The organism is Oceanobacillus salinisoli (assembly GCF_009733865.1).
Classification (GTDB): domain Bacteria; phylum Bacillota; class Bacilli; order Bacillales; family Amphibacillaceae; genus Oceanobacillus; species Oceanobacillus salinisoli.
Map to the genome: position 1 here is coordinate 1 of NZ_WOFB01000014.1, position 24,082 is coordinate 24,082.

25 protein-coding genes and 1 pseudogene are annotated in these 24,082 nt (G+C 37.5%); 12 read left to right on the plus strand and 14 right to left on the minus strand.

All coding sequences use genetic code 11. The features are described 5' to 3' along the window. Positions 1-83: 83 nt before the first annotated feature. The 3 genes from GMJ66_RS10200 to acpS are packed head-to-tail and all read right to left on the minus strand — an operon-like array spanning position 84 to position 3,100. Entirely contained in the window at positions 84-1,115 is a 1,032-nt protein-coding gene (locus tag GMJ66_RS10200) for a LolA family protein (protein WP_156290221.1), read from the minus strand. 53 nt (positions 1,116-1,168) lie between these two features. After that, a complete protein-coding gene (locus tag GMJ66_RS10205) occupies positions 1,169-2,686 on the minus strand; it encodes an NAD(P)H-hydrate dehydratase (RefSeq protein ID WP_156290222.1) in 1,518 nt (505 codons plus the stop codon). Between the two features lie 57 nt (positions 2,687-2,743). Then, positions 2,744-3,100 carry a holo-ACP synthase gene (acpS, locus tag GMJ66_RS10210; protein ID WP_156290223.1) on the minus strand — a complete coding sequence of 119 codons (357 nt, stop codon included), beginning with the start codon at positions 3,098-3,100 and terminating at the stop codon, positions 2,744-2,746. Positions 3,101-3,225: 125 nt separating this feature from the next. On the opposite strand from acpS, the gene GMJ66_RS10215 reads away from it, so the two are divergent. Beyond that, entirely contained in the window at positions 3,226-3,996 is a 771-nt protein-coding gene (locus GMJ66_RS10215; RefSeq protein ID WP_156290224.1) for a rhomboid family intramembrane serine protease, read from the plus strand. A gap of 42 nt (positions 3,997-4,038) precedes the next feature. On the opposite strand, the gene GMJ66_RS10220 is transcribed toward GMJ66_RS10215, so the two are convergent. Both GMJ66_RS10220 and GMJ66_RS10225 read right to left on the minus strand, forming a co-directional pair. Continuing rightward, positions 4,039-5,469: a PH domain-containing protein gene (locus tag GMJ66_RS10220; RefSeq protein ID WP_156290225.1), complete on the minus strand. Its 1,431-nt coding sequence runs from the start codon at positions 5,467-5,469 to the stop codon at positions 4,039-4,041. Beyond that, complete coding sequence (locus GMJ66_RS10225; protein WP_156290226.1) at positions 5,462-5,941, minus strand: PH domain-containing protein; 480 nt, start codon at positions 5,939-5,941, stop codon at positions 5,462-5,464. Before GMJ66_RS10225 ends, GMJ66_RS10220 begins: the two co-directional genes overlap by 8 nt. 619 nt (positions 5,942-6,560) lie before the next feature. On the opposite strand from GMJ66_RS10225, the gene GMJ66_RS10230 reads away from it, so the two are divergent. Beyond that, positions 6,561-7,139: a hypothetical protein gene (locus GMJ66_RS10230; protein ID WP_156290227.1), complete on the plus strand. Its 579-nt coding sequence runs from the start codon at positions 6,561-6,563 to the stop codon at positions 7,137-7,139. A gap of 207 nt (positions 7,140-7,346) precedes the next feature. Here the strand turns inward: GMJ66_RS10230 and GMJ66_RS10235 are convergent, their stop codons facing one another. Next, positions 7,347-8,807 (minus strand): DEAD/DEAH box helicase, encoded by a 1,461-nt coding sequence (locus tag GMJ66_RS10235; protein ID WP_156290228.1) that lies wholly within the window; start codon positions 8,805-8,807, stop codon positions 7,347-7,349. Positions 8,808-9,378: 571 nt separating this feature from the next. Between GMJ66_RS10235 and GMJ66_RS10240 the strand changes: the two genes are divergently transcribed. Then, positions 9,379-10,290: a DMT family transporter gene (locus GMJ66_RS10240; protein WP_156290381.1), complete on the plus strand. Its 912-nt coding sequence runs from the start codon at positions 9,379-9,381 to the stop codon at positions 10,288-10,290. Between the two features lie 127 nt (positions 10,291-10,417). Here GMJ66_RS10240 and GMJ66_RS10245 read toward each other — a convergent pair whose 3' ends face one another. Both GMJ66_RS10245 and GMJ66_RS10250 read right to left on the minus strand, forming a co-directional pair. Continuing rightward, positions 10,418-11,104: an alpha/beta hydrolase gene (locus tag GMJ66_RS10245; protein WP_156290229.1), complete on the minus strand. Its 687-nt coding sequence runs from the start codon at positions 11,102-11,104 to the stop codon at positions 10,418-10,420. 152 nt (positions 11,105-11,256) lie between these two features. Then, positions 11,257-11,667: a YppG family protein gene (locus tag GMJ66_RS10250; RefSeq protein ID WP_197046659.1), complete on the minus strand. Its 411-nt coding sequence runs from the start codon at positions 11,665-11,667 to the stop codon at positions 11,257-11,259. 349 nt (positions 11,668-12,016) lie between these two features. Here GMJ66_RS10250 and GMJ66_RS10255 point away from each other — a divergent pair. The 4 genes and pseudogenes from GMJ66_RS10255 to GMJ66_RS10270 all read left to right on the plus strand — a co-directional run. Further along, a pseudogene (locus GMJ66_RS10255) lies at positions 12,017-12,316 on the plus strand (phosphonate ABC transporter ATP-binding protein); the annotation flags it as partial. A gap of 62 nt (positions 12,317-12,378) precedes the next feature. After that, positions 12,379-13,158 carry a phosphonate ABC transporter, permease protein PhnE gene (phnE, locus tag GMJ66_RS10260; RefSeq protein ID WP_156290382.1) on the plus strand — a complete coding sequence of 260 codons (780 nt, stop codon included), beginning with the start codon at positions 12,379-12,381 and terminating at the stop codon, positions 13,156-13,158. Further along, positions 13,058-13,474, plus strand: a complete 417-nt coding sequence (locus GMJ66_RS10265) for a PhnE/PtxC family ABC transporter permease (protein WP_197046660.1) — start codon at positions 13,058-13,060, stop codon at positions 13,472-13,474. Before phnE ends, GMJ66_RS10265 begins: the two co-directional genes overlap by 101 nt. 72 nt (positions 13,475-13,546) lie before the next feature. Further along, positions 13,547-15,124 (plus strand): bifunctional metallophosphatase/5'-nucleotidase, encoded by a 1,578-nt coding sequence (locus GMJ66_RS10270; RefSeq protein ID WP_231514892.1) that lies wholly within the window; start codon positions 13,547-13,549, stop codon positions 15,122-15,124. 900 nt (positions 15,125-16,024) lie between these two features. Here the strand turns inward: GMJ66_RS10270 and GMJ66_RS10275 are convergent. Further along, positions 16,025-16,591 (minus strand): GNAT family N-acetyltransferase, encoded by a 567-nt coding sequence (locus GMJ66_RS10275; RefSeq protein WP_156290233.1) that lies wholly within the window; start codon positions 16,589-16,591, stop codon positions 16,025-16,027. 372 nt (positions 16,592-16,963) lie between these two features. On the opposite strand from GMJ66_RS10275, the gene GMJ66_RS10280 reads away from it, so the two are divergent. Next, the gene (locus tag GMJ66_RS10280) at positions 16,964-17,581 is read left to right on the plus strand and encodes a VOC family protein (protein WP_197046661.1); all 618 of its coding nucleotides are present in this window, start codon (positions 16,964-16,966) and stop codon (positions 17,579-17,581) included. 44 nt (positions 17,582-17,625) lie between these two features. Here GMJ66_RS10280 and GMJ66_RS10285 read toward each other — a convergent pair whose 3' ends face one another. Both GMJ66_RS10285 and GMJ66_RS10290 read right to left on the minus strand, forming a co-directional pair. Further along, the gene (locus tag GMJ66_RS10285; protein WP_156290235.1) at positions 17,626-17,946 is read right to left on the minus strand and encodes a thioredoxin family protein; all 321 of its coding nucleotides are present in this window, start codon (positions 17,944-17,946) and stop codon (positions 17,626-17,628) included. A 28-nt stretch (positions 17,947-17,974) separates the two neighbouring features. Then, a complete protein-coding gene (locus GMJ66_RS10290) occupies positions 17,975-18,790 on the minus strand; it encodes a DUF368 domain-containing protein (RefSeq protein ID WP_156290236.1) in 816 nt (271 codons plus the stop codon). A gap of 161 nt (positions 18,791-18,951) precedes the next feature. Here GMJ66_RS10290 and GMJ66_RS10295 point away from each other — a divergent pair, with 161 nt between their 5' ends. Together GMJ66_RS10295 and GMJ66_RS10300 are read left to right on the plus strand one after the other, a co-directional pair. Next, the gene (locus GMJ66_RS10295) at positions 18,952-19,281 is read left to right on the plus strand and encodes a PadR family transcriptional regulator (RefSeq protein ID WP_156290237.1); all 330 of its coding nucleotides are present in this window, start codon (positions 18,952-18,954) and stop codon (positions 19,279-19,281) included. A gap of 2 nt (positions 19,282-19,283) precedes the next feature. Then, the gene (locus GMJ66_RS10300) at positions 19,284-19,976 is read left to right on the plus strand and encodes a DUF1129 family protein (RefSeq protein ID WP_156290238.1); all 693 of its coding nucleotides are present in this window, start codon (positions 19,284-19,286) and stop codon (positions 19,974-19,976) included. Positions 19,977-20,009: 33 nt separating this feature from the next. Here GMJ66_RS10300 and GMJ66_RS10305 read toward each other — a convergent pair whose 3' ends face one another. Beyond that, on the minus strand, positions 20,010-21,167 hold the full coding sequence (locus tag GMJ66_RS10305) for a CapA family protein (protein WP_156290239.1): 1,158 nt from the start codon (positions 21,165-21,167) through the stop codon (positions 20,010-20,012). A gap of 363 nt (positions 21,168-21,530) precedes the next feature. On the opposite strand from GMJ66_RS10305, the gene GMJ66_RS10310 reads away from it, so the two are divergent. Both GMJ66_RS10310 and GMJ66_RS10315 read left to right on the plus strand, forming a co-directional pair. Beyond that, a complete protein-coding gene (locus GMJ66_RS10310) occupies positions 21,531-21,713 on the plus strand; it encodes a hypothetical protein (RefSeq protein WP_156290240.1) in 183 nt (60 codons plus the stop codon). 63 nt (positions 21,714-21,776) lie between these two features. Next, the gene (locus tag GMJ66_RS10315) at positions 21,777-22,631 is read left to right on the plus strand and encodes a dimethylarginine dimethylaminohydrolase family protein (protein WP_156290241.1); all 855 of its coding nucleotides are present in this window, start codon (positions 21,777-21,779) and stop codon (positions 22,629-22,631) included. A 355-nt stretch (positions 22,632-22,986) separates the two neighbouring features. Here GMJ66_RS10315 and GMJ66_RS10320 read toward each other — a convergent pair whose 3' ends face one another. Then, positions 22,987-23,265, minus strand: a complete 279-nt coding sequence (locus GMJ66_RS10320) for a DUF1232 domain-containing protein (RefSeq protein WP_156290242.1) — start codon at positions 23,263-23,265, stop codon at positions 22,987-22,989. Positions 23,266-23,303: 38 nt separating this feature from the next. Continuing rightward, a complete protein-coding gene (gene treR / locus GMJ66_RS10325; RefSeq protein ID WP_156290243.1) occupies positions 23,304-24,023 on the minus strand; it encodes a trehalose operon repressor in 720 nt (239 codons plus the stop codon). Between the last annotated feature and the right edge of the window lie 59 nt (positions 24,024-24,082).

Consider the following 24,082-nt stretch of genomic DNA (forward strand, 5'->3'; position numbering starts at 1 on the left):
TGAAAAAAGTATTTGACATTGTACGCTAAGCAATAAAAAAGCAGACCCCCTTTCTTTTCGTGAGCCTGCTGCGATATATCACGTTATTTCACTGCTTTGCCTTGAACAGATTGTGCTACTTGAATTAACTCTTCTCTTGTTAATTCATCACTTGCCAATGTATAATCGACTCCATTGTAATTCCATTCAATTTTATTCTCACTTAAAGCTGCTAGCGTATACCCTAAATTCACAATATCTCCCTCTACCTCTTGCGGAGCATTCAGGGTGGTTACAGCATCCGAGCGTTCTTGAATGAAAGTAAAGTTTTTATCACCTTCAAATGTTAAAATAACCCTTTTGCCATTTTCGAGATCCACTTCTCTTTGTTCCATTACTTCTGCACCTGCAGTGAATTCCGGCATTACCACTTCCAGAACATTATCCGCAGTCTCCTCTTCCGCTCCAGCAGAAGCAGGTGCACTGGTATCACTGGAAGCCATGTTTTTATCCATAGAAAAGTCATCTTCATTAAATGTAGGATTAAGTTCAAAACTTGTGAAATTCACTTCTACCAAGGCATTATCATCTTTATCTAATACTCTTACTAGAACTGGCGTGTAATCTTCCTTATCAAAGTGAATTTCCTGATATGGCAAGTTGTTATTGCTTTGATAATTTGTTTTAGTTCTAAAAATATAGTCCGTTTCCGTTGTTTCAAAGGTTGCTTCCGGATCCGCAATAACGTCTTCAACCAATGATTGGTATAAATATGGCTGACTACCGTTATCTGGCCACTCTGTTTGGAATTTAAAGCTCTTTTCCAATGACGGAGTCAATACAAAAACACCATCTTCATTTTTCAGGATAATTTGGCTGCCTTTTTCATCGGACTCACTGGAAAGGGCAACACGATATAATTCTTCTTTTTGATGCCATATATCAATGTTAAATTTCTGTTCTTCCTCTCCGGTATTCATGGACATTTCTGCTTTTGCTTTATATCCTGTCATCTCTTCCAACTTCTTTTGCAGTTCACCGACAACATCTTCCTGTGTTTTTTCACCACATGCTGCTAATACCAGCACAATTAAACCGAGTACCATTAGTTTTAAAGTTACATTTAGTCTTCTCATATACATATCTCCCTTGTCTCAAAACATCAGGGAACTATTTTCACATGCAAATTTCAAGAAATAGTACGATATACTTTCGAAATGCCGTCAATGACATCTGTTGCCATTAAATCATAGTAAGTGTTTTGTCCTTCTACTTGAATATCTGCGGACCTACCATGAAGATAGCAAGCATTACACAATGATTGGAATAGGTCATGATGCTGCAAAATCATTGCAAGGACAATTCCTGTTAATACATCACCACTTCCACCTTTAGCCAGACCTTGATTTCCTGTCCGGTTTACCATCTGCTTTCCATCAGGTGATGTTATAATCGTATATTTCCCCTTTAATACGACATACACACCATACTCCTTGGCAAATTCCATGGAATAATGAAATGGCGCCATTAGCAACTCAGAAACAGACAAATCCAGTAACATCGCCATTTCTCCAGGGTGTGGAGTGATAACGGTTGGTGCTTGTCTCTCTTTCAGTACCGGAAGAGCTGATTTCATATGATACAGTCCATCAGCGTCTATTATAAGAGGAGAATCGGCTTGTTCCGTTATACTCCGCACAAGTTCAGCCGTCTTTTTTCTCCTTCCCATTCCAATACCTAAAGCGATGGCATGATAGCTGGAAATTGGAACTTCAACCTCATTTGTTAGGAAGCCATCCAATTCAGAAAGGGCTAGGTACATCGTTTCTGGACAATGCGACGCAATGATCGGAATTACTTCCTTTACCGTACCCGCTGTAATTAAGCCTGCCCCCGCTTTTAATGCAGCTTGTACGGTCATCGTGATTGAACCGGGCATTACTACACTTCCTCCAACAACTAACCCCCTGCCATGATTTCCTTTATGAGCATATGTTTCTCTTTTTGGCATCGTATCTCTAAAAAGCTGCTCACTCCATACCTTCCGATTGGCAAACTTTCGAAAAGCTTTTTCAGGAAATCCAATAGATACCACTTCCCATTGCCCATAAAAGGGGGCGGTTGCTTGAAGAAAGGCACTCATTTTCGCCGCTCCAACTACGAACGTGTAGTCTGCATCAACGCTCGTAAACGATTCTATCCCTTCGTCGGCAGGTAATCCAGTAGGAATATCGACGGAAATAACCGATGCTCTAGCATGGTTGACCTTCTTTACATAGCTCGATATCGGTTCCCGTAACTCACCTTTTACCCCTATTCCTAATACGGCATCAATTACTACGTCCGTCTCTGCTAAAATCACATTCAAATCGTCTCCTGATTTTATTTTAGTAAGGGCTCCGCCGCAGTTTAAAAACACCTGTTTATGATAACTGGCGTCCCCACTAACCTTTTCATCCGGAACAACTTGTACCGCTTTGACGTAGTATGTTTCCTCCATTAATGTCCTTGCAATGACAAAACCATCACCGCCATTATTCCCTGGTCCTATTAGGACGGAGATTCGATCCTTCTTTCCAATCACTTGCTTTATTTTCTCGCTTACAGCTCTTCCGGCATTTTCCATTAACAGCTTTCCTTCGATTCCAATTTCTCGCATTGTGTAATGGTCAATACCGTACATTTCTTTTGCAGTGACAATATCCAATTTGTTCCCTCCTGCTGCATTAAAATATATGAGACAACCTAGGCAAATATGCAAAGGTTATTCCGCTTCAATGACAACTTGGGCGACAGCATATGCTTTACTATGGGTAATGGAAAGAAATATCCTTTCTTTTTCAAAACCCTTCACCTGAATCATCGGAGCGCCATGTTCATCTGGCAGCACCTCTATATGTTGAAAACTTAACTTTCCAATTCCAGTTCCAATCGCTTTCGCAAATGCCTCTTTTGCAGCAAATCTCCCTGCAGCAAACTCCACTTTTCGGTTCGTTTTTTGTAAGGCATCATATAAAAACTTTTCCTTACTTGTTAAAATTCGATCAACAAACTTTTCATTTGCTATACTCTTCTGAATTCTATCCAATTCAATTATATCAATTCCAATTCCTTTTATCATATCTTTACTCCTCATTTTATGTATAGCTTACAATAGTCATAGGCTATAATTTTAAGTATTATAATAATAGTACACTTTTACTAAGAGATTAAAAATTATTTCATTTAGGGAGGTAATACCTTCACATGTTTATTCGGAATGAACGAAGCATAAAAGAGTTCATGGAGTATTATCCAGTTGTTTCCACTCTGGTAATCATCCATCTAGTGCTTTGGCTAATCATAGATTTCCTTGCGCTTCCAATTGGAGCAATGATTGAAGCCTGGGGAATAGGAGATAACTTCTTAATTGCACAAGGTCAGTATTGGCGCTTATTTACTCCAATATTCCTTCATGGCGATTTGATGCATGCGTTGTTTAATTCATTTTCCCTTGTGTTATTCGGTCCTGCACTGGAGCAAATGGTAGGGAAGTCAAAATTCTTGCTCGCCTATTTTGGTGCAGGAATTATTGGGAACTTAGGTACGTTTATATTTGGCCCTGAGTATTACTGGCATCTCGGTGCATCTGGTGCTGTGTTTGGATTGTTTGGCATTTATATTTTCATGGTGATGAATCGAAAACACTTAATCGATCAAGTGAGTGCACAAATGGTCAGCGTAATATTGGTTATAGGTTTAGTAATGACCTTTTTCCGTTCCGGTATAAATGTATATGCGCATTTATTTGGTTTTATTGGCGGATTTATCCTTGCACCACTTGTTTTAAAACATGCTTTGCCTTATTCTCCGTGGCGAAACCAAAGACGCCGTCGTTATTATGATGACGATGAAATTCAGTTTGACCCAAAACGTTGGAGAAAAAGAAGGTGGATTCCGGAAAAAATCAGAAAAAATTGGCTGTTAATTATCATCGGAATCCTAGCAATTATTGGCCTCTTGGGTCGATTCTTTTAATATTGGAGGGTGTCCTTATGAAACAAGGAACATCCTCTCCTTCTATCTTCTAACTTCTCTGGAATACCATTCCGCTAACCTATGAACATCCTCTTCCTTTAATTCTTTCAGTTTGTAATGTTTCCCAGCCCCCATCTTTCCAATGATGGCAATATCAAGTGTTGCTAGGTCTTCTTTTTGATGAAGGATATGCTGCTTTTTCTCCAAAGCTTGAATACGTTTCGGATACAGCATAACGGTTGTTTTACTTAATTTACGATATCGGATGGCTAACCGGTTTTTATCTAAGGAGAATCCAGCATCTTTATAACGAAAATAACCTAAAAACAAAAAAGCGATAAAGATCAGAATAAGAACCCAGCTTAACTGGGGTAAAAAGTAAATCATTGCTGCACTAAGCAAAACAAAAAATAAGCTTGCCCTTATTAAATAGTACTTTAACCCTCTTTTTGGAACTTGGGTTATCTCTTTCATATCCAGGGAATACGCAGGAATTAAATGCTGCAGGAATTCCTCTACCTCCCCCTTCCGTAAAATCGGGAATAGCACCGTCGAGAAATCCTCCCCCTGATCCAATGTACTGCCTGCTACTTCTGCAAACAAAGTAACATATCCAAAGGGCTGTCTAATGATACTTTCCGTCATTCCCACCGCCTGAATTCTCTTAATGGGAACGGTTAATTGTTTTTTCTCCAACAACCCTCTTGTGATAAATAGTTCCTCATCATTTTTAGTAATCGTAAAGTTCCAATACTTTACCACCGTCCCTAAAATACCCAATATCCATACGACAACGAACAAAATGATCACTAAACCAATAACGAAGATGATACTTAATCCAATGACCCATAGAATCATGGAATCGTAAAATTGTTCCGGGATAAATTGTTCCATCTCCGAAAAGGCAACCCCAATAAAGGCAAGAATAACACCTGCACTCCCTGAAGTAGCTCCAGCTAATAGCAGACGTTTGAAAGTGATGGTATACGTTTTATCATTATTCTGCATTCCATTCTCGTCGGTTGAATCTACTTCCGATGTGAACTCTTTAAACTCTCTGCGAATTCTCTTTCCTTCTTCATACTGAACTGCCTGTAAGGATATCTCTGCTCCCGTGCCACCACTGGCTGTTTCAATTTGAACTTTGGCCAAGTGGAAAATACGATGAATAATTCCCTGTGTTAAATCAATCGATTGAATTCTATTTTTCGAAACATGCCTTTCTTTTCGAATGAAAACACCATACTTGATCCATAGCTCATCCTGCTCGATTCTATATGTAAAGCGAATCCAGGAAAGAATACTATAGGTAAGTAACAATATAACGATTGCTATTACAATCAACAAAAAATACATAAAGTGATTTTCTCTTACTGCAAAAAATCCAATCACAAAATAAAAGAACCATCCTTTTAATGCCTGTAGAAACTTAAATAAAATCGTTGCCGGGTGCATGCGTTTAGCTTTAAACATCATCTTCATCCACCCTTGCCAGCGCAGATATCCGATCTCTTAGTTCCCCTGCGTCTTCTTCATTTAGTGCCGGAATCTCATGTGTTGTTGCTGCAGTTGAGATCGTTACACTCGCTAGTCTAAATTTCTTTAAAACCGGACCTTGCTTCGTATCCACGTGCTGTACACGAATCATTGGGACCAAAGTTCTTGTCATTACCCATATCCCATACTGAATATAAATTTCCTGTTCAAAGATTTCATAACGCCATCTCTTCCATCGTAACGCTGGCAAAACAAAAACAAAGAAATATGTAGATAGAATACTAATCAGCACAGCAATCATGGTTACCCAATATGGAAAATCAAAGATGTAAATGGCAACTCCAGTACCAATCGTTAGCAGCCATAATCCACTTATATAAATGATTGCCGTAATTTTCCACGCTTTTATCGCATCTAAGGCGATTCGGTTTTTTGGCGGTTCCCTCATCACTTTCTCTCCTTTTTAAACTTTTAACTAAATTATACGTACGAATGAAAAAATAGTTTCATTACTATTGTCCTACCAACTTTCCATTTATACAATGCATTAGGCGTGATTTTCTTTTTTAACTAAAAAAATAGGCTCTTTTCGTAAGTTTTGTTGTTAACCCCGCAGTAGATAGAAATCCTGACATAAGGTGCTTTGTTGATTTCCGCTCCGGGCAGTCGTGCACCTTAGGGCACGGCTTCAGCCTCCTTGGAAGAAAACCACTTCCTGCTCAGGTCTAGACACCTGCTTTTCCCGCAGGAGTCGACTGCCCTCCACTACAATCAACCAGCTTAATAGTCGTTCGCCATGCTAAGAATTTATTTAGCTAAAAAAAATGTTAGAGAGATAAAAGCATAAAATCAGCGGAGGAAATACACGAGCGCAACAATTAGGTCTCACAAATAAACAATTTACAATGAATGACATATTTTACTCCAGATGAAATCGTCTTTTAAAAATAGATGACTTATTTTTAGGAATATTCAATTTATATGTTAACATTATATTAGCGTACAAATTCTTATTCAACTAAGGGGCAGTAGTTAAGTTCAATAAGAAATAAATAGGAGGAGATTACTTGAGAAAATGGTTTTTTGTTATTAGTTTATTTATGGCTTTATTCTCTTTATCAGCTTGTTCATCAGAACCCTCTCTGGAACTAGTAGACGCAAATGTTGATATTGTTAAAGGTAAAAATTTACTTGGGTCAATTGGGATAACTGAAGGCGAAAGAAAAGGAGATGAGTTAATACCGGTAGCTTTATTTTATGAATTCACGATTAAAAATACTGGTGATAAAACAGTAGGTACTTCAGAAGTTGATAAAGGAATCGAACTTAAGATTGAACCTAAAGAAAAATTGAAATCAGTGTCAGAAGATGTAATAGGCTTCAATATTTATAATCCAGAAGATTATAATGAGAGTGGTGTAGGATTTGGTCAAACTTTTGTATCAGTTCTTAAATCTGAACAAAAGGGTGAGTATACTCTTCACTATGAATTAGGTGTAAGCGAGGAAAATGCTCAAGTTCCACTCCTTGTACCTTCACAAGAAAAATTGGATGAGCTTGAGAGGCATTCATTTAATGCCTTTCTGGTTATAACAATCGAAAATCAAGAAATAGCAAGATTTGACCTGGATAATTTAAAAAACTAATTACTTTTTAAAATTTACTTTGCTGAATAAAAGGGTGCAGTTAGTCAAAGAAGTAATTATAAAAAATAAAGCTTAGAGATAAATTTCTCTAAGCCTTTTTAAGTGTGATTTATAGTGTGAATTTTGTTCTAAAAACCCATCAATATACTCTGTGATTTGGCATTTTACACCTCACAAGTAAACCCGTTACTAGAATCAGTTTTTAGCTTATTTATTTCGGTTGCGGTTCTTTTGGAAATTTCCTTTACGGTTTCTTCCGCCTTGATTGCGTCCGCCTTGGTTACGCCCACCATAAAAGCGCTTCTTGTTGGATGATCTATTTCTCTTATCACCCTGCGCTTTTTTCACACTAATTGGCGCAACAGAGGAAATGGTTACCGGTGTATCTTTACGTTCTTTGGTCATAAGCTTCAATGCTGCAGCTATTATGGACACTGAATCATGATCCTGCAACAGGTCATTGGCAGCTTCATGATAGTCTTTTAAATCCTGTCTTTCAATGGTTTTAATTAATTTATCAATCGTAACTTGCTGCTGCCCTCTTTGTGCATCTTTATAAGAAGGAGGCATTAAACGTTTCATCTTGCTTTTCGTAACTTTCTCGATTAGGTGTAGATGCGCCATTTCTCTTGGCGTAATAAACGAAATAGCCTCACCGGTTTTTCCAGCTCTACCTGTTCGGCCAATCCGGTGTACATAGCTTTCAGGATCCTGTGGAATGTCAAAATTATATACATGGGTCACACCAGAAATATCCAGGCCTCTTGCGGCTACATCTGTTGCAACTAATACATCAAGACGTCCGTTTTTAAACTTATTTAATACAGACATCCGTTTTCCTTGTGTTAAGTCACCATGAATTCCTTCTGCACGGTATCCTCTAGCCTGTAAACCTTCTGTTATTTCATCTACACGTTTTTTCGTTCTGCCGAAAACAATTGCTAAATCCGGCGAGTGAATATCCAAATGATTATTAAGTGTTTCAAACTTTTGCTTCTCCGGGATTTCGATGAAGTACTGATCAATGTTCTCCACCGTCATCTCTTTTGCTTTCACTTTTACTTCTTTTGGATTGTTCATTAAATTGGTTGCAATATCACGTATTTCTTTTGGCATTGTTGCAGAGAAAAGCAGTGTTTGATGGCCTTCTGGGATTCCTTTTAGGATTTCACGAATATCATCAATGAATCCCATGTTTAGCATTTCGTCTGCTTCGTCCAGTACAGCAACCTGAACCATACTTATATTGATTGTTTTTCTCCGCATATGGTCAAGTAATCGTCCCGGAGTTGCAACGACGATTTGCGGACCATCTTTCAATGCCCGAATTTGCCGGTCCATATGCTGCCCGCCAAAAATGGCTAATGCACGTATCCCGGTAAATTTCCCTATTCGGTTAACTTCTTCTGCAACCTGTATAGCAAGTTCTCTTGTTGGTGCTACAACAAGACCTTGCACTTTCCTCTGTTTCGGGTTAATTTTTTCAATCATTGGGATTCCAAATGCAGCAGTTTTTCCTGTACCTGTCTGTGCTTGCCCAATGACATCGTTGCCTTCCAGTCCGAGTGGAATGGTTTGTGCTTGAATCGGTGTCGCTTCCTCAAACCCCATTTTATTCAATGCTTTCATAATTGGGGCCGAAACGCCTAGCTCGTTAAATGTTGTCACCTAATAGTCTACTCCTTTTTGTGAATATTTCCGCAAAAGAGGCCTAATATTTTTCTCATACTTTATCATGTACTTTGGAAACTTTATACATATATACTTGTTCATGATCCAGCGCTAATTTCAACTCAGTTCACTAAACAAGTAAAATGCCACTTCTGATTTTTATTGTTTCCATCTTATTTAAAGGTAAACTCATATTATCAAATGAATAGAAATTTTGTTTTTTATCCTCATCAATTGTTAAAGTATAAAAAAGGCGTCACCAAGGTTTTGGCAATATTTGGTAAGAGGCCTCTAACTATGCATGTTATATCATAACATACTTAAGTGAATCATATCTACTAACTAGCCAGTTTCGTGATTTTTTTATATTGGCATGGTAGAATGATTTTGTTATAAATATTATATCCAAACCGTATTTCATTCTTACATATAACCAATAAGAAAAGCGCAAGCGCCTGTTTAGCGACGTACGAAGGTGAGGGGAGTCTCGCTAGTCGCTGGGCGCTGGAGCTAGACATCGAAGCAAAAAATTTATACTTTCTTATCTTTCAAAGAAAGGGAGATGATGATGCGTATCCCTCCATTTAATCCGTATATCGCGATTGTAATCGGTGTGATTGCTGTTTCCACTTCGGCGGTTTTTGTTAAGCTGGCAGATGATACACCAGCAGCAATTATTGCATATTATCGATTATTGTTTGCTGTTTTGATTATGGCACCTATTGTTTTAACTAAATATCGAAAAGAGTTTCGTCGTATCAATAAGAAAAACTGGATACTATCCATTCTTGCTGGAGTTTTTCTAGCATTGCATTTCATCCTTTGGTTTGAATCGTTAACTCACACTTCTGTAGCCAGCTCCGTAGTTTTGGTAACGATGCAGCCAATTTTTGTTTTTTTAGGAACATATTTGCTTTTTCAAGAGCGGTTTTCATTCGGAACGATTATTAGCATGATTATTGCTATATTTGGCAGCATCATTATTGGGTGGGGAGATTTTCAACATAGTGGTATGGCGCTTATCGGTGACTTCCTTGCTATTCTTGCTGCGATCGCGATGACGGTATATCTGTTAACCGGACAACAGACCCGTAAAAATCTATCCTTAATGACATATACCTTTATCGTCTATGGCGTAAGTTCGATAACTCTGCTGATTTATAACTTGATTATGCAATATCCATTTTTTGGATACTCTGCTTCTAACTGGTATATCTTTTTAGCACTCGCCATTTTACCAACCTTCTTTGGTTACACGATATTTAATTGGTCATTAAGATGGTTGAGCTCTTCCACCGTTTCCATGGCTATTATATTTGAACCAGTAGGAGCTACCATCCTGGCCTATTTTATTTTAGGTGAATTGGTAACCTGGTACCAGCTGCTTGGTGGCACGATTGTTATTTTTGGATTGTTCTTATTCACCTTAAGCACCTCACGTAAAGCGATTGTTACGATAGCCAGAAGGGAAAACAACTAATTTCCTTCTTCTGCTTTTTCCAATAATAAGTACTCAACAATCTATCCTATTGGTATGATCAGTGAAGGAGGAATAAGTAGATAGGGAAATAAAGAAATCGGCCATTTTGCCGATTTCTTCAAAGAGGTTATTTAACTAAAAAATCATATACCATTTGATTTAGTGTATCCTTATCGTCTCCCAAACAGATTAAATGTTTGGACTGCTCAAATAAAACGAGTTCCTTTTCCTCAGATTTCAATTCTTTATCAAGGTCGTAAACTGCTTTATAAGGGACCATACCATCCTGCTGACCTTGAGCAATCAGAACCGGTGCTTTCACTTCACTAAGATATGGCTTTGTATATTTTACCAATTTCATAAATTCAATATTTGCTTTCATCGGAACCGTGCCCATTTTATTTTTATAATGGTTATATAACTCATTTTCATGCAACGTCCCCTTCACACGGTCACCGACTACTTCACCGATATCATGTGCTATTTGCCGAAACGATAAGTACTTTCTTGCAGGTGCAAGCAGCACAAGCTTTTCGATAGTATATTTTGCCGCTAAATAAGCAGCAATCATCCCACCCATAGAAAAACCAATTAGATAAATCTTTTCATATTTTCCTGTCATTTTTTGTAATACATCTTCTGCAGCAATAATCCATTCTTTATAATTCGTTTCCTTTAAATCCAGTTCCCGGCCATGTCCAGGCAGTGTCGGAAGTTCAATATGCCAGTCCGTTTTTTCCTGTAAAAACCGAGCTAATGGCTCGACTTCATAAGGGCCTCCTGTATATCCATGAATAACTAAGCAACCTATCATATGAATTCTCCTCATTTATTAACATATAAGCTTAGATTAACAACACTTTCTTAAGTATACTCATCCCTATTATCCCCGAATTCCCCCAAATTTTCCCCTATCCTGCTCATTCTTGTAAATGAAGAGAAGCTGAATGATTGCTACGAATTTAATCAGCTTCCTGCTCTAAAGTTTTTTATAAAATTACCAAATTGTTGGAAAATCGGAGCTACTTGATGATACGTATTTGCAAGCTGTCCTACTGTGTTAAGTACTTTATCCAAATCCAATTGACCGTTTTCCTTTTGAAATTGGGACATGGCATTGGATGGCATTTGTGGCTGCTGAAATTGGTTTGGCTCAAATGGCGTGTTATTTGGCCAGCTCATTGGCTGTTCGGGTTTTTGAAAGTAGTCATATGGCGTCTGATTCGAGTTTTCATTCATCGGGACTTGCCCCATTGGATTCACTTGGGAGTAATTCATATTCTGTTGTGGTAACTCCGAAAAGTGGTTATCCATGGAATTATATGGATAATTAAATGGTGATTCAATTGGACGATAATAATTGTTTCTATGATACATCATAACACCTCTTTCTTTTTAACTGCGCTATTTTTTTAGTTGTTGCTTTTGCCACTAGCGCACTTACGATTTTCCTTGATGAGACTATAGGCCGTTCCCACGAACCGCAAGTATTCTGCCGGAGTGAAGCAAGCTCCCTATCATCATTAGGACAAGCGAGAGCATCCCGATAGGAAATTTTCACTATGTCGACTTTATATCTACTGCGAGGTGAAAAAGCAACAAAACTTACGAAAAGAGCCTTAACTTATATATAAATTATGCACTCCAGATGAAATATGTGTAATGTACCTATTCCCTTACATAAGAACATTTCTCATAAACTATTTATCTTTTAAAAAATGGGGGAATTACACAACAGCCGAAATACATTTTAGCTGATGAACCTGTTGCCTCACTTGATCCTACCACATCACATCAGGTGATGACCTATTTGAAGAAAATTAATAAAGAGGATAACATCACTACCATTGTTAACCTTCACTTTATTGATATGGCAATGAAATATGCGGATCGTATTATTGGTATGCGTGCTGGTGAAGTCGTTTTTGATGGTCCAGTATCTGAAGTAAGTGAAAAAACATTTGAAGAAATTTATGGCCGCTCTATTCGTGAGGATGACTTGCGTGGGGGGGCGGATGAATCGTGACAAAGGAAAAACCTTCACTAAACCCTACTAAAACACTATCAATCTATCCTGCAAAAACAAAAATGCAGGTAACGATTATCTTTTTCGTTGTTCTAGCCATCTATCTTTTCAGTATGTACTGGACACAGCGTGAAATGGTCGGTGGCGTTGGTGGTGCTTTAGGAAATATGTATGTCGTAATTGAAAAATTCTTCCCACCAAATTTCGCAGTACTTCCTGCAATTTGGGAATCAATGGCACAGACTATACAAATGGCAATCATCGCAACAACCGTATCTGCTATTTTAACTGTTCCACTCGCACTGCTATCGGCTCAGAATGTAACGACAATTAAGCCACTTTATTACATCACTCGTACATTCTTAAATATTTTGCGTACCATTCCTGATTTAGTTTTGGCTGTTATTTTTGTTGGCCTGTTTGGAATTGGCCTTTTCCCAGGTATCCTGGCTTTAATCATTTTTTCATTAGGTATTCTGGCAAAATTAATTAGTGAAACCATTGAGGCTGTAAATATGAACCCCATGGAAGCTATGCGCGCTTCTGGAGGCAATAGTATTCAAGTAATTTGGTATGCATTAGTACCACAGGTAGCACCACAATTTGCCTCTCTGGTACTTTATGTATTTGAAATTAATATTCGTGCATCCGTTGTACTAGGGTTAGTTGGTGCTGGTGGTATTGGCTTAATTCTTAACCAGCAATATTTTATCCGCAGTACGTGCGTTCCCAGATATTATTTTGGCTATTTTATTCGTCGTTGCCGTTGGACCAAATGCCTTTGCAGGGGTCCTTGCTATCGCTATTGGTTCTACAGGAATGTTAGGGAAAATGTTCTCTGAGATTATCGAATCCATTGACATGCAGGTGGTCGAAGCCATGCAAGCAAATGGGGCAAACCGTATTCAGATCCTGTTCTATGCGGTTATGCCGCAAATCATTCCTGAATTTCTATCCTATGCCATTTATCGATTTGAAGTAGATATTCGTGCATCATCCATTTTAGGTATTGTTGGTGCTGGTGGTATTGGTACCATAATCATCTTTGCATCCAATAACCGTAACTGGAATGAAATGGGTACGATTCTTCTAGCAATTATTATCGTTGTTACAATTATTGACTTTGCTTCTGCAAGAATTAGAAGAAAAATTGTATAATGAATTTAAACTACATTGCATGCCCTACCTTATCGTAGGGCATCTTATTTTTAGTAGGAAAGGATGAGAATCTTGGATAACATCGCACACATTAAGATTCTTTATACTAGTGATGTTCACGGGAATGCCTTGCCGGTTCTATACGGAACGAATGAGGTAGCGGATTTAGGTCTGGCAAAATACGCAACGGCTGTAAATCAGACAAGAGCAACAAATGAACATGTCATTGCGATTGACAATGGGGATTTAATACAAGGTACCCCGTTAATGACACATTACGTTAAGGAACACACCGACCGAGAAAACCCAATGGTAGGAATTATGAATCGAATAGGCATAGACGCTGGGGTGATTGGCAACCACGAATTCAATTTTGGAAAAAAGATATTAACCGATGCCATTGAGCAATCCAGTTACCCATGGTTATCTGCTAATATCGTGGATAAAGAAACGAAAGAGCCCTATTTTGGTCCACCTTACATCATTAAAAAGTTTCCCAACGGAATAAAAGCAGCAATCGTAGGAGTAACAACACACTATATTCCAAACTGGGAATCCCCTAATCATATAAAAGGATTAGAATTTGCTGACGCCTTTACAACACTGAAAAAATGGGTAAGAAAGATCCGTGATACAGAAAAGCCGGACATTCTTATTGCTTCTTATCATGGTGGCCTGGAACGCGACTTGGAAACAGGCGAGCCAACAGAAGTTTTAACTGGAGAAAACCAAGGCTATCAAATGTGTAAGGAAATTGAAGGGATTGACGTTTTATTAACGGGGCATCAGCATCGAAAGTTAGTCAGCAAAATTAATGATGTACTCGTCATCCAGCCCGGAAACAATGCAATAAATTATGGTGAAGTCCAACTATCGTTAGAGAGAAAAGATAATAAATGGACGGTTATGAATAAAGAAGGCCAGCTCCATTCGCTGGAAAACATCCACTCCGATGACGAAGTTCTACGTTATATGGAGGACATAGAGAAGTCTACACAAACATGGCTTGATCAGCCTATAGGTTACATAGATGGGGATATGACAATCAAAAGTCCCTTTGAGGCCCGAATCCAAAAGCATCCATTTATTCAATTTATCCAGGAAGTACAGATGGCTGCGACAAGCGTTGATATATCTGTCACGTCTTTATTAAATAATGAATCAAAAGGATTTTCTTCCATCGTCACAATGCGGGATATTGTTTCAAACTACATGTATCCCAATACACTCGTCGTTTTGGAATTAACCGGAAAAGACATAAAAGAAGCGTTGGAAAAAACCGCTGCCTATTTCACCCATAATGCAGAAGGAGAAATTACGGTTAATCCAACCTATATTGAGCCTAAACCACAGCATTATAATTATGACATGTGGGAAGGAATCGACTACACGATTAATGTTGCTAAACCTGTGGGTTCCAGAATTGAACAGGTATCCTATAAAGGGAGTCATCTTGAAGATAAGAAAACCTATCATGTCGTATTAAATAATTATCGTGCAACCGGGGGCGGTAATTACGACATGTTTAAGAACAAGCCTGCCGTTAAGGAAATCCAAAAGGATGCCGTGGAATTAATTCGTGAATACTTTGAAAGACAAAAAACAGTTAAGGCATTTGTGAAAAACAATTTTGTCGTAAAAGCAAATTAGGATTAGGAGAAGAACTGGGTTTCCCGGTTCTTTTTTTGTACGTCAGCCCAAGTTTCGGCAAAAATTTTGCAAAGAGGCTAAAACAGGGTATATGACTCATCATGAACCTAGATATAATACGATTTTAGATTTTAAATTTGATATGTAGTGACCAAATAAAAAATGGAAAAATTTATATACGGGGATTTTTAAGCCTTTCAGCCGATACAACTTGAGTTAACTTTCACTCTATTAATTCAGCCTTCATTCCATTAATTCAGCCCCTATATTTCAGCCCAAGTTTCGGCAATTCAATCAGGGAAGGTGTGACATAGCATAAGTTAATAAAACAAACTAAAAAATGTTGTAGTGACCAAATAAAAAATGGAAAAATTTATATACGGGGATTTCTAAGCCTTTCAGCCGAAACCTCGGTTAGGAATTCATAAAATATTGGCTCCTCTCCATTAAGTATTCCCATTAAATCCATTTCTCTTTAAATAGGCTAGTATCATCTTCTTCTATTTCTAATTCGAGCACTTCATCTGTGGATGCACCTATCCGCACAGAAAATTATAAACAGGTGAAAATGAAAGGAAATCAGCGATAATCTAAGATAATGCTGCCTGAATCACGCTTTCAATTACTATATTACCGTTTTCACGGCCATTGTTTCCGTTTCCAGCAACATTGCCAAAAAATGTATATAAATAAGATAATAAGAAGGAAAGGAGATGATTTCATTGACGAAAATCCTTAACTTACTTATGGATGGTATGAAAATGTATGGAAAAGCTATTGAGTTAAATACAGAATGCATCAGTAACCGATTCTCCAACAAGTAGAAACGAAAGAGAATCGGTTTTTTCATGCAAAATCTACTCCACACTTTTTTGTAAGATCACTTCTTTTCACCTGCTTTTAGTCTCTCACTTTGGCATAAATACAGGTATCTCTTAAATCATTTGCCAGATTTCCAACTGTATTCTTATGTAGTATCCCTTCCAATGTAAACCCTAAACGTTCTGGTATTGCTCTGCTTTTTGTATTCTCCGTATCAATTTTCATTTCCAGCCGATTGGCTGTTAATGCATAGAACGCAAATACGGTTAACCCTTCGACCGCTTCTGTCATATAGCCATTGCCACTATATCTTGTATCAATCCAATAGCCAACTTCAAATTTTCTTGCATTCCAGTCAATCTGATGTAAACCAGCTGATCCGATAAATGTACGATTATCCCGACGGAAAATATGGAATCGCAAATCTTCACGCTTCAAGAAAAGAATGTGTGCTTCCCTAACACTCAATTCCGCTTCTTCAATTCCCTGATTCCTTGTTGTAAAGGTCATCCACGTTGTTAATTCCGGCAGACTTGCATTTATAGCATCATAAATTACTTTTCCATCACCTGGTAAAGGGGCTCGTAAAAAAAGCCGCTCTGTATGGAATTCATGCGGAAAGTCAATAAGCAATGGATTTTTCATGATGTCCTCCCTTCTCACATCTACCCAGGTCCAGCAACCTGAAGTTTTACGTGCTTGAGTTATTCTGTCCTTTTATTCCATTTTCCTCCTTTTTGAACACGGACTTTAATTACTTTTTCTGCTGTATGGAATTTAACATGATTTTTTTCTTATTTCTTTTTATTATACTAAGAAGATATTATAATTACGATAAGTACAACTATTCATATTTTTAGACTAATTCTCATAAGTTTAGTAGCCTTTTGATCTTCGCAGTTGATATAATCTACTATATAGTAAACGATTCCTAATATTTTTATAGATTTAGTGAAACACTGCATCTTGCAGAGAACAGATTATTATCAATTAATGTATAAGGAGTTGAATTTATGTATGTTAGCCTTAGATCATATCGTGATTGCGACAAGGGATCCGAAGCAAGCTGCAGAGGATTTTGCTAATGAGCATGCCGTTCAAACGATAAAAGGTGGAAAGCATGAGAACTGGGGAACCTATAATTATCTGGCTTACTTTTCCAATAATAGTTATATAGAATGGCTCGGTATATTTGACGAGGAAACAGCAAAAATTTCTGATAATCCATTAATACAACAATTGGTTGCAAGCTTTGAAGACAACAAAGAAGGAATGATTCAGTTCGCTCTTCGCACCCATTTTATGGATGATTTCGTAGATTACTATAATGATCAGCGTTTCTCCTATAAAGGCCCTATTCCTGGTAAAAGAATAAAACCCGATGGAACACTATTAGAATGGTGTATGCTTTTTCCATCCACCACCTCCAACCTTCCGTTTATCATTGAATGGGGAAACGGAAAGAACATTCCCGATGATAAAAACCTGATCAACACCAAAAAAATAATAAGCATACATACTCTTGGTAAGGATGTCTTGGAAAAGGTATATCAACTCAATTTTAGCAACAATTACGCCTCTCTAGAAAATAGTTCTCTAAAAATCAGTGATACGTTGACTTTTAAAATTACATAACAAAAACGATCATTCTTCGTTTCGATGAAGAATGATCGTTTTTTCTATCCTAATTGCTGATGTAGAAATTCTGTTACGGATTCAGGTGTCTTTGTATAGGCACTATGCTGATGCGCTAATTTTTCCCCGTTCTGGAAGATTAGTATACTAGGGATTCCCATTACTTCATACTCTTCCGCAATCCCTTTTATTTCGTCGGTATTTACTTCATACCATTCAAAGTTTTTGAATTCCTCCAAAATACCATCAATAAACATATCCATGCGTTTGCAGTCAGGACACCAGTCAGCAAAGAATTTTATAATAACTGGAGCCTCACTTTGAATAACCTCGTTAAATTTTTCTTCTGTTTGAATATATTCCATTGTTCCACCCCTTTTTACTATGTTTTTTCTACTGTTTATATTCTACCCTACCAAGTATGTAAGCTACAAATAAACCGGCTGCAAAAGTTAAGATGCTGAGCAGAATTAAATCAGTCTCTGAAGGAAATCCTGGAAACACAACAAAGACGGAGCCAATAACCAATCCTATAATAATCGCAAATGTTCCAGTATAATAACTGGTCAAGAAGAAATTAATTACTTTACTCATAACAACGATTCCAATAACTACTCCAAGTCCTATTACAGCAATGATATCCAATTGCAAGTTGCTAATTGCTGAAATAACGGTTGTGTACACCCCAAGCAAAAGTAACATAAAAGAACCACTTATTCCTGGAATAATCATGGCACTGCTCGCTATAAAACCGGCAAAAAATAGAAGAACATAGGTTGAACCAGTAACCTGTTCCATTACTTCCCCTTCAACAGGGTTTAAAAATGCCATGGATGCAACAACGATGATACCAATTACTAATAGAAGAATATGTTGTGTGTTAAAGGCATTTTTAGCGTCTGCTTTATGAAATAGATAAGGCAATACACCAAGAATTAATCCAAGAAAGAAAAATTGCGTTGGGCCAGGATAATACTCAAACAGCCATTCAATGAGATTGGCCAATAAGAAAATAGCTGTCAGTATACCAATTCCCAAAGGAAGCAGAAAACCTAAATGCTTCTTCCACTCCTTACTAAAAAAGCCATTGATGGAAGCAATTAACCGGTCATAAATTCCAAGCAAAACGGCAAGTGTACCACCACTTACTCCAGGAATCACATCACTTGCTCCCATAATTAAACCACGGTAAATATTTTTCCATTCCATGTACGTATCTCCCTTATATCACTGCGTTAAAATCTAAAATTATCATATCAGAAATTACTTGAAAATTATAGAATAAGCTTTATACTAATATTAAGCTACTTTGCAATACAAGGTAGCTTACTACATATCGACTATATTGTTATACAAGGTAGATGATACAAGTGTCCCAACGCAGTCAATTGCTAAAAGGAATCCTTGAAGGCTGCATTTTAGCTGTCATCAAAATGGAGCCAACCTATGGCTATGAACTTTCCATGAAATTAAAGGATTTCGGATTATCCGATGTCAGTGAAGGTTCTATATATCCGATTCTGCTGCGGCTACAAAAAGAGAAACTAATTGTCGGTGAGATGAAAAGCTCTGAATCAGGGCCAAAAAGGAAATATTATCATTTAACAGAAGAAGGAATAAAAGCTTTACAAGCATTTATATACCATTGGGAGTCGATTAAACAACCTGTAGACTCCATTATTGAAAAAGGGAGGGAATGAATATGAATGCCAAAGATATCATAAAAATGAACAACGAAAAAAGGGAGCAGTTAAGTGAAAAAAACAAAGCTTATTACGAGGACATGCTAACTTATATTCGACTGAACACAACGAAGTCCGAACAGCAAACGGAGGAAGTTTTATTAGAATTATTGGATCATTTATTGGAAGCCGATGCACAGGGGAAAACGGCAAAGGATGTATTTGGGGAGGATCTTCAGGCATACTGTAATGAGCTCCTAACTGAAATACCAGGTGAGAAGGTATTGAAAAATATCTACTTTATCTCTTTTCTTATCCTTGATTTGCTTGCTATTCTTGCATTATTTCAAGGAATTGTCGGATATGGACTGTATACATTATTTGATATAGGTACGAATTCTTTATCCTTCCCCCTCGGTTCTGGACTTCTCATTGGTATTATTGATTTATTATTGATTGCATTCTGGGTTGTTATTATTTTAAAATGGCTGAAAGGCTCGACCTTCCAAAAGAAAAAGCAGAATAAGTGGATAGAGTTCTTACAATTATGGCTAATCTGTTCGGTATTCATCGGTTTATCCTTAGTTGCCTTTATGTTCATGCCAGATTTTGGAATTACAGTGAATATTCATCATCTAATGATTGCGGGATCAGGCCTTATACTTTATCTCATAAAAATGTTTATAAACAAACGATTTCGTGTAACCACATAATAAAATGCTCATTCATTGATGGATGAGCATTATCTATTCCTCGATAAACTCCAGTTCCGGCATCCATTGGGACATATGGGCTTTTATCTCTTCATAATGACTTTTTGCCCCTGAAAGCTCTTCGTTTGTTAGCTGATTCATCGGTACCACTCGATAATTCGTCTGATTCGCATCAAAGGTAACATACGTTGGCATAAATTCCGGTGAATGAACTTCTATGTCTACCCGATCCCCTTTTTCCGTTTTTTTAATGGAAAAGTTCGTAATACCGCCAATTCGTTTATATAAGCCCTGCTGATTCGATAAAAAGTTACCTAATGAATAAACTACCAATGTTTCATTGTCATTTTTTCCTGTTACCCATTCCATTGGCTGCAGGACATGGGGATGGTGTCCAATCACCGCGTGTACACCTTGGTCTGCAGCAAATTGTACAAGGTCCTTCTGTGTATCATCTGGGTACCTCTCATATTCATTCCCAAAATGCAGACTTAAAATAACAGCATCTGCCAGTTCCTTTGCCTTATCGATTTCACTTTCCATCCATTCCTTATCAATCAAATTCACGAGAAAATCCTTGCCTTCTGGTACTGGGATTCCGTTCGTTCCATACGTATAAGATAAGAAAGCAACGGAAACGCCTTCTCCTGTTTCATAAACCCTCACTTTCTCTCGATCTTCCTGATCCTTGTAGGAACCTGTATACATCATATCAATGGTTTCCCAATGTTCAATGGCGTTTTGAACCGCCTCTTCCCCTCTATCCAATGTATGATTATTCGCTATGGTCACCACATCCACCCCTACTTCCTTTAAGGCATCTCCTACTTCATGTGGACTATTAAAAGAGGGATACGTGGATAATCCTAATTCTTCTCCACCAATCATAGTCTCCTGATTTGCTATTGTTATTGTTGGTTGCTCTAAATAAGGCCTTACCTTTTCCAGCATTGGCAAGAAATCATATCCGTCTTCCCCTTTGGCATCTTTATAAACCGGGCTATGAATAAGGATATCACCAATTGCCGAGAGGGTTATTTCCTGAGTATATTCCTGGTGTTCTTTCGGCTGCAAATATACTTCTTTTAAAGAAGCATTTTCACTGCTCATGACCTGATCCTGATTATCTGTACCAGTACATGCTGCGGCAAAAACACATAACATAAGAAGTACTGTCAGTATTCTACTCATTATCAAACACCTCCTACCCTTTTACAATTATCATACCACGAAAAGCGAAAATTCGACATGATACGCGATGTTCTTAAGTAGTGGTAGACAAAGGGATTTTTTCACCTCCCACTAATTATTAGATGGATGAATCAGGAATTTACTGGCTATAAGTTCCCCACTTATAATTCTAGAAGTTTCGAATTCTCTCTCGTTAAGGGTCTTCTGCCAGTTAATCACGTGATAAAATTTAGGACTGTTATCCTACACCGTCATTTTATTGTTTGCTATACTGTAAATAGGCTTTAACACATATTTTGCATAATAAGAATATAAATATAATGAAAACCTTATCATAATTATTTTTTGAGGGGAGAAATTTCCATGAAACGATATCTTACATCCTTCTTTATTTTACTAAGTGCGATCTTTATTGTAACTGGAATTAGCCTTGATTTATATTGGAGTGGAATTGCAGGATGGGGACTTGCTTTTGTTTGTCTAATTTTTGCAGCATATTATACCAAATATATCCCAAATGAAAAAAAACGAAAAAAAACAAAATAAAACATTGCTTTTTTAGAGATACTTTAAAGTAAGGGCGCTAATCTTATGATTGGAGGAAATGATATGGAAAAAGCTACATCAAAAAAGGGGAAAATCAGCTGTTACAATGAATATCATTCATTAAGACAAGTTATTGTAGTTCCCCCTGAATATATGGAAATAAAAGAAGTTATCAATACTACTCAGCGTCATTACTTGAAAGAAAATATCGATAATGACATTGCTGTACAACAGCATCAGAAATTTGTACATACCTTAGAATCAGAAGGTGTAAATGTTATTCCGTTTCATGCAGAGAAAGAATTAAATGAACAAGTTTTCACACGGGACATTGGCTTCACAATAGGAAACACATTTTTCATTGCTGCTCTAAATAAAGAGTTACGGAAGCCTGAAGAAGATGTCTTAAAAAAATGGTTAAATGAACAGGATATACCCTACCACCACATCGACATAGAATCGATTGAAGGTGGGGATGTATTAGTAGATAATGGGAAAGTATGGATTGGTGTAAGTGATCGGACTACTCGGGACGCTATTGATTATGTACAACACAAACTTCCGGATTATCAAGTAACTCCTATTTCTATCCGCGAAGATATTCTTCATTTGGATTGTACATTTAATATTATTAGTGAAGATACTGCAATTATTTTTAAAGATGGAGTCAATGAAGAAGCCTATAAAATACTGCAGCAGCATTATCAGCTTATTGAAGTGTCAGAGGAAGAACAATTTAAATTAGGTACCAATGTTTTTTCTATTGGAAATAAAAAGATTATCAGTCTCCCCATCCAAAAACGGTTAAACCAGGAATTACGCAGAATGGGATATGATGTCATTGAAGTAGAGTTTTCTGAAATTATTAAATCAGGTGGATCCTTCCGCTGCTGTACTCTTCCATTAGTTCGAGAGTAAAAAAACACGCAAAGTATAGGAATTCCTCAGAAGGATCCAAATGCTAGGGTGTTGTATAACTAGACCCTAGCCAAAAATACACCGAGACTCCTTGAAAAAGAAAAGCGCTTTTTCTGCGTGCGATGTAACGCTGCCGAGGCCTTCCTTGTCCTGCGGGAAGAATGACTAGAACGAGACCCACAAGTCGCATCAGCTCGAGGAGGATCACGGGTCATCTTAAGGGGAAGCGAAATGAATTTCCGTAGCGGTATAATAAGCTCCATGATTATTTAAATTTATGTCGCATTTTTTATTAACTGCGAATATTAACAAGAAATTTCATATGCTTACTTTCCCGTAAATCCCTACCCTCAAACTATGTAAGCTTTTTATATTTTTCCTTTAACGAATCCGGGGCCACCTTCACCATTTGCTGCAGTAAAATAAGTGCCAGCGTTATATCATCGACGATACCAAACACAACCAGAAAATCAGGAATTATATCAAATGGTATGATAATATAACCTATAATTAGAACCAAAAATAACAATTTTGTTGTCCATTTTACTTCTTTTGAAACGAAGAACTCTACAAGAAATGGAATCGATTTATGAAAGGTAAATAAAAACTTTAACCGATGGAAAAATCGTTTCACACGAATCACCTCATATTTTAAGCCAATACATAAGCAGTCTACTTTTTTACTCTTCTGGCAAAATCTACAAAACGGAATTTATCAGGCCTATGTCTCGATTCCGTATATTGGAATAATGTAGTATCGTCCAAATAAACAAGACTTCGGATTACGACGACATTCGAGTAGCCATCTAAATCCAGCAATTCCCTGTCCTCCTCTGTTGGATCCTCTACAACGATTTCCTTTTGAGCAAAACTGATCACTAAATCCAATTTATTTTCAATATAGTGGTAAATGGAATTCTCACAAATCTCTCTGGAAAGCAAAGGAACATATTGCTCATTAAAATAATCTTTATCCAAGATTACTTTTTCCCCAGAAATCTCGCGGATTCTCGTTACTGTCCAGACTTTCTCCTCCTGGGAAGCATCTAATACTCGCCTGGCTTCCTGCGATTTTGTATACCCAAGATGGTTAACAATCGTTCTGCTGGATAAACCTAACTCTTCTACAAGCTCTGTATAACTGACAATCCCTGAGACCGGAAAAGAGAACTTGTCAAAGTCGATGACCACGGAACCTTTTCCCCGGACTTTTTGTATATAACCATTTTGCGCCAGCAGATTGAGCGATTTTCGAATCGTTTCCCGTGATGTGTGATACATTTCTGTCAGTTCATTCTCTGAGGGAAGCAGTGAATCTTTGGTCCAAACGTTTGTTTGAATTTTATTTACAAGATCATGATAAATAGCTAAATATTTCTTATTCCTCGACATATACTTACCTCTTTATAAAGTTGTTTTCTAAATGTATAAGAAGATTCCCCCTTCCATGA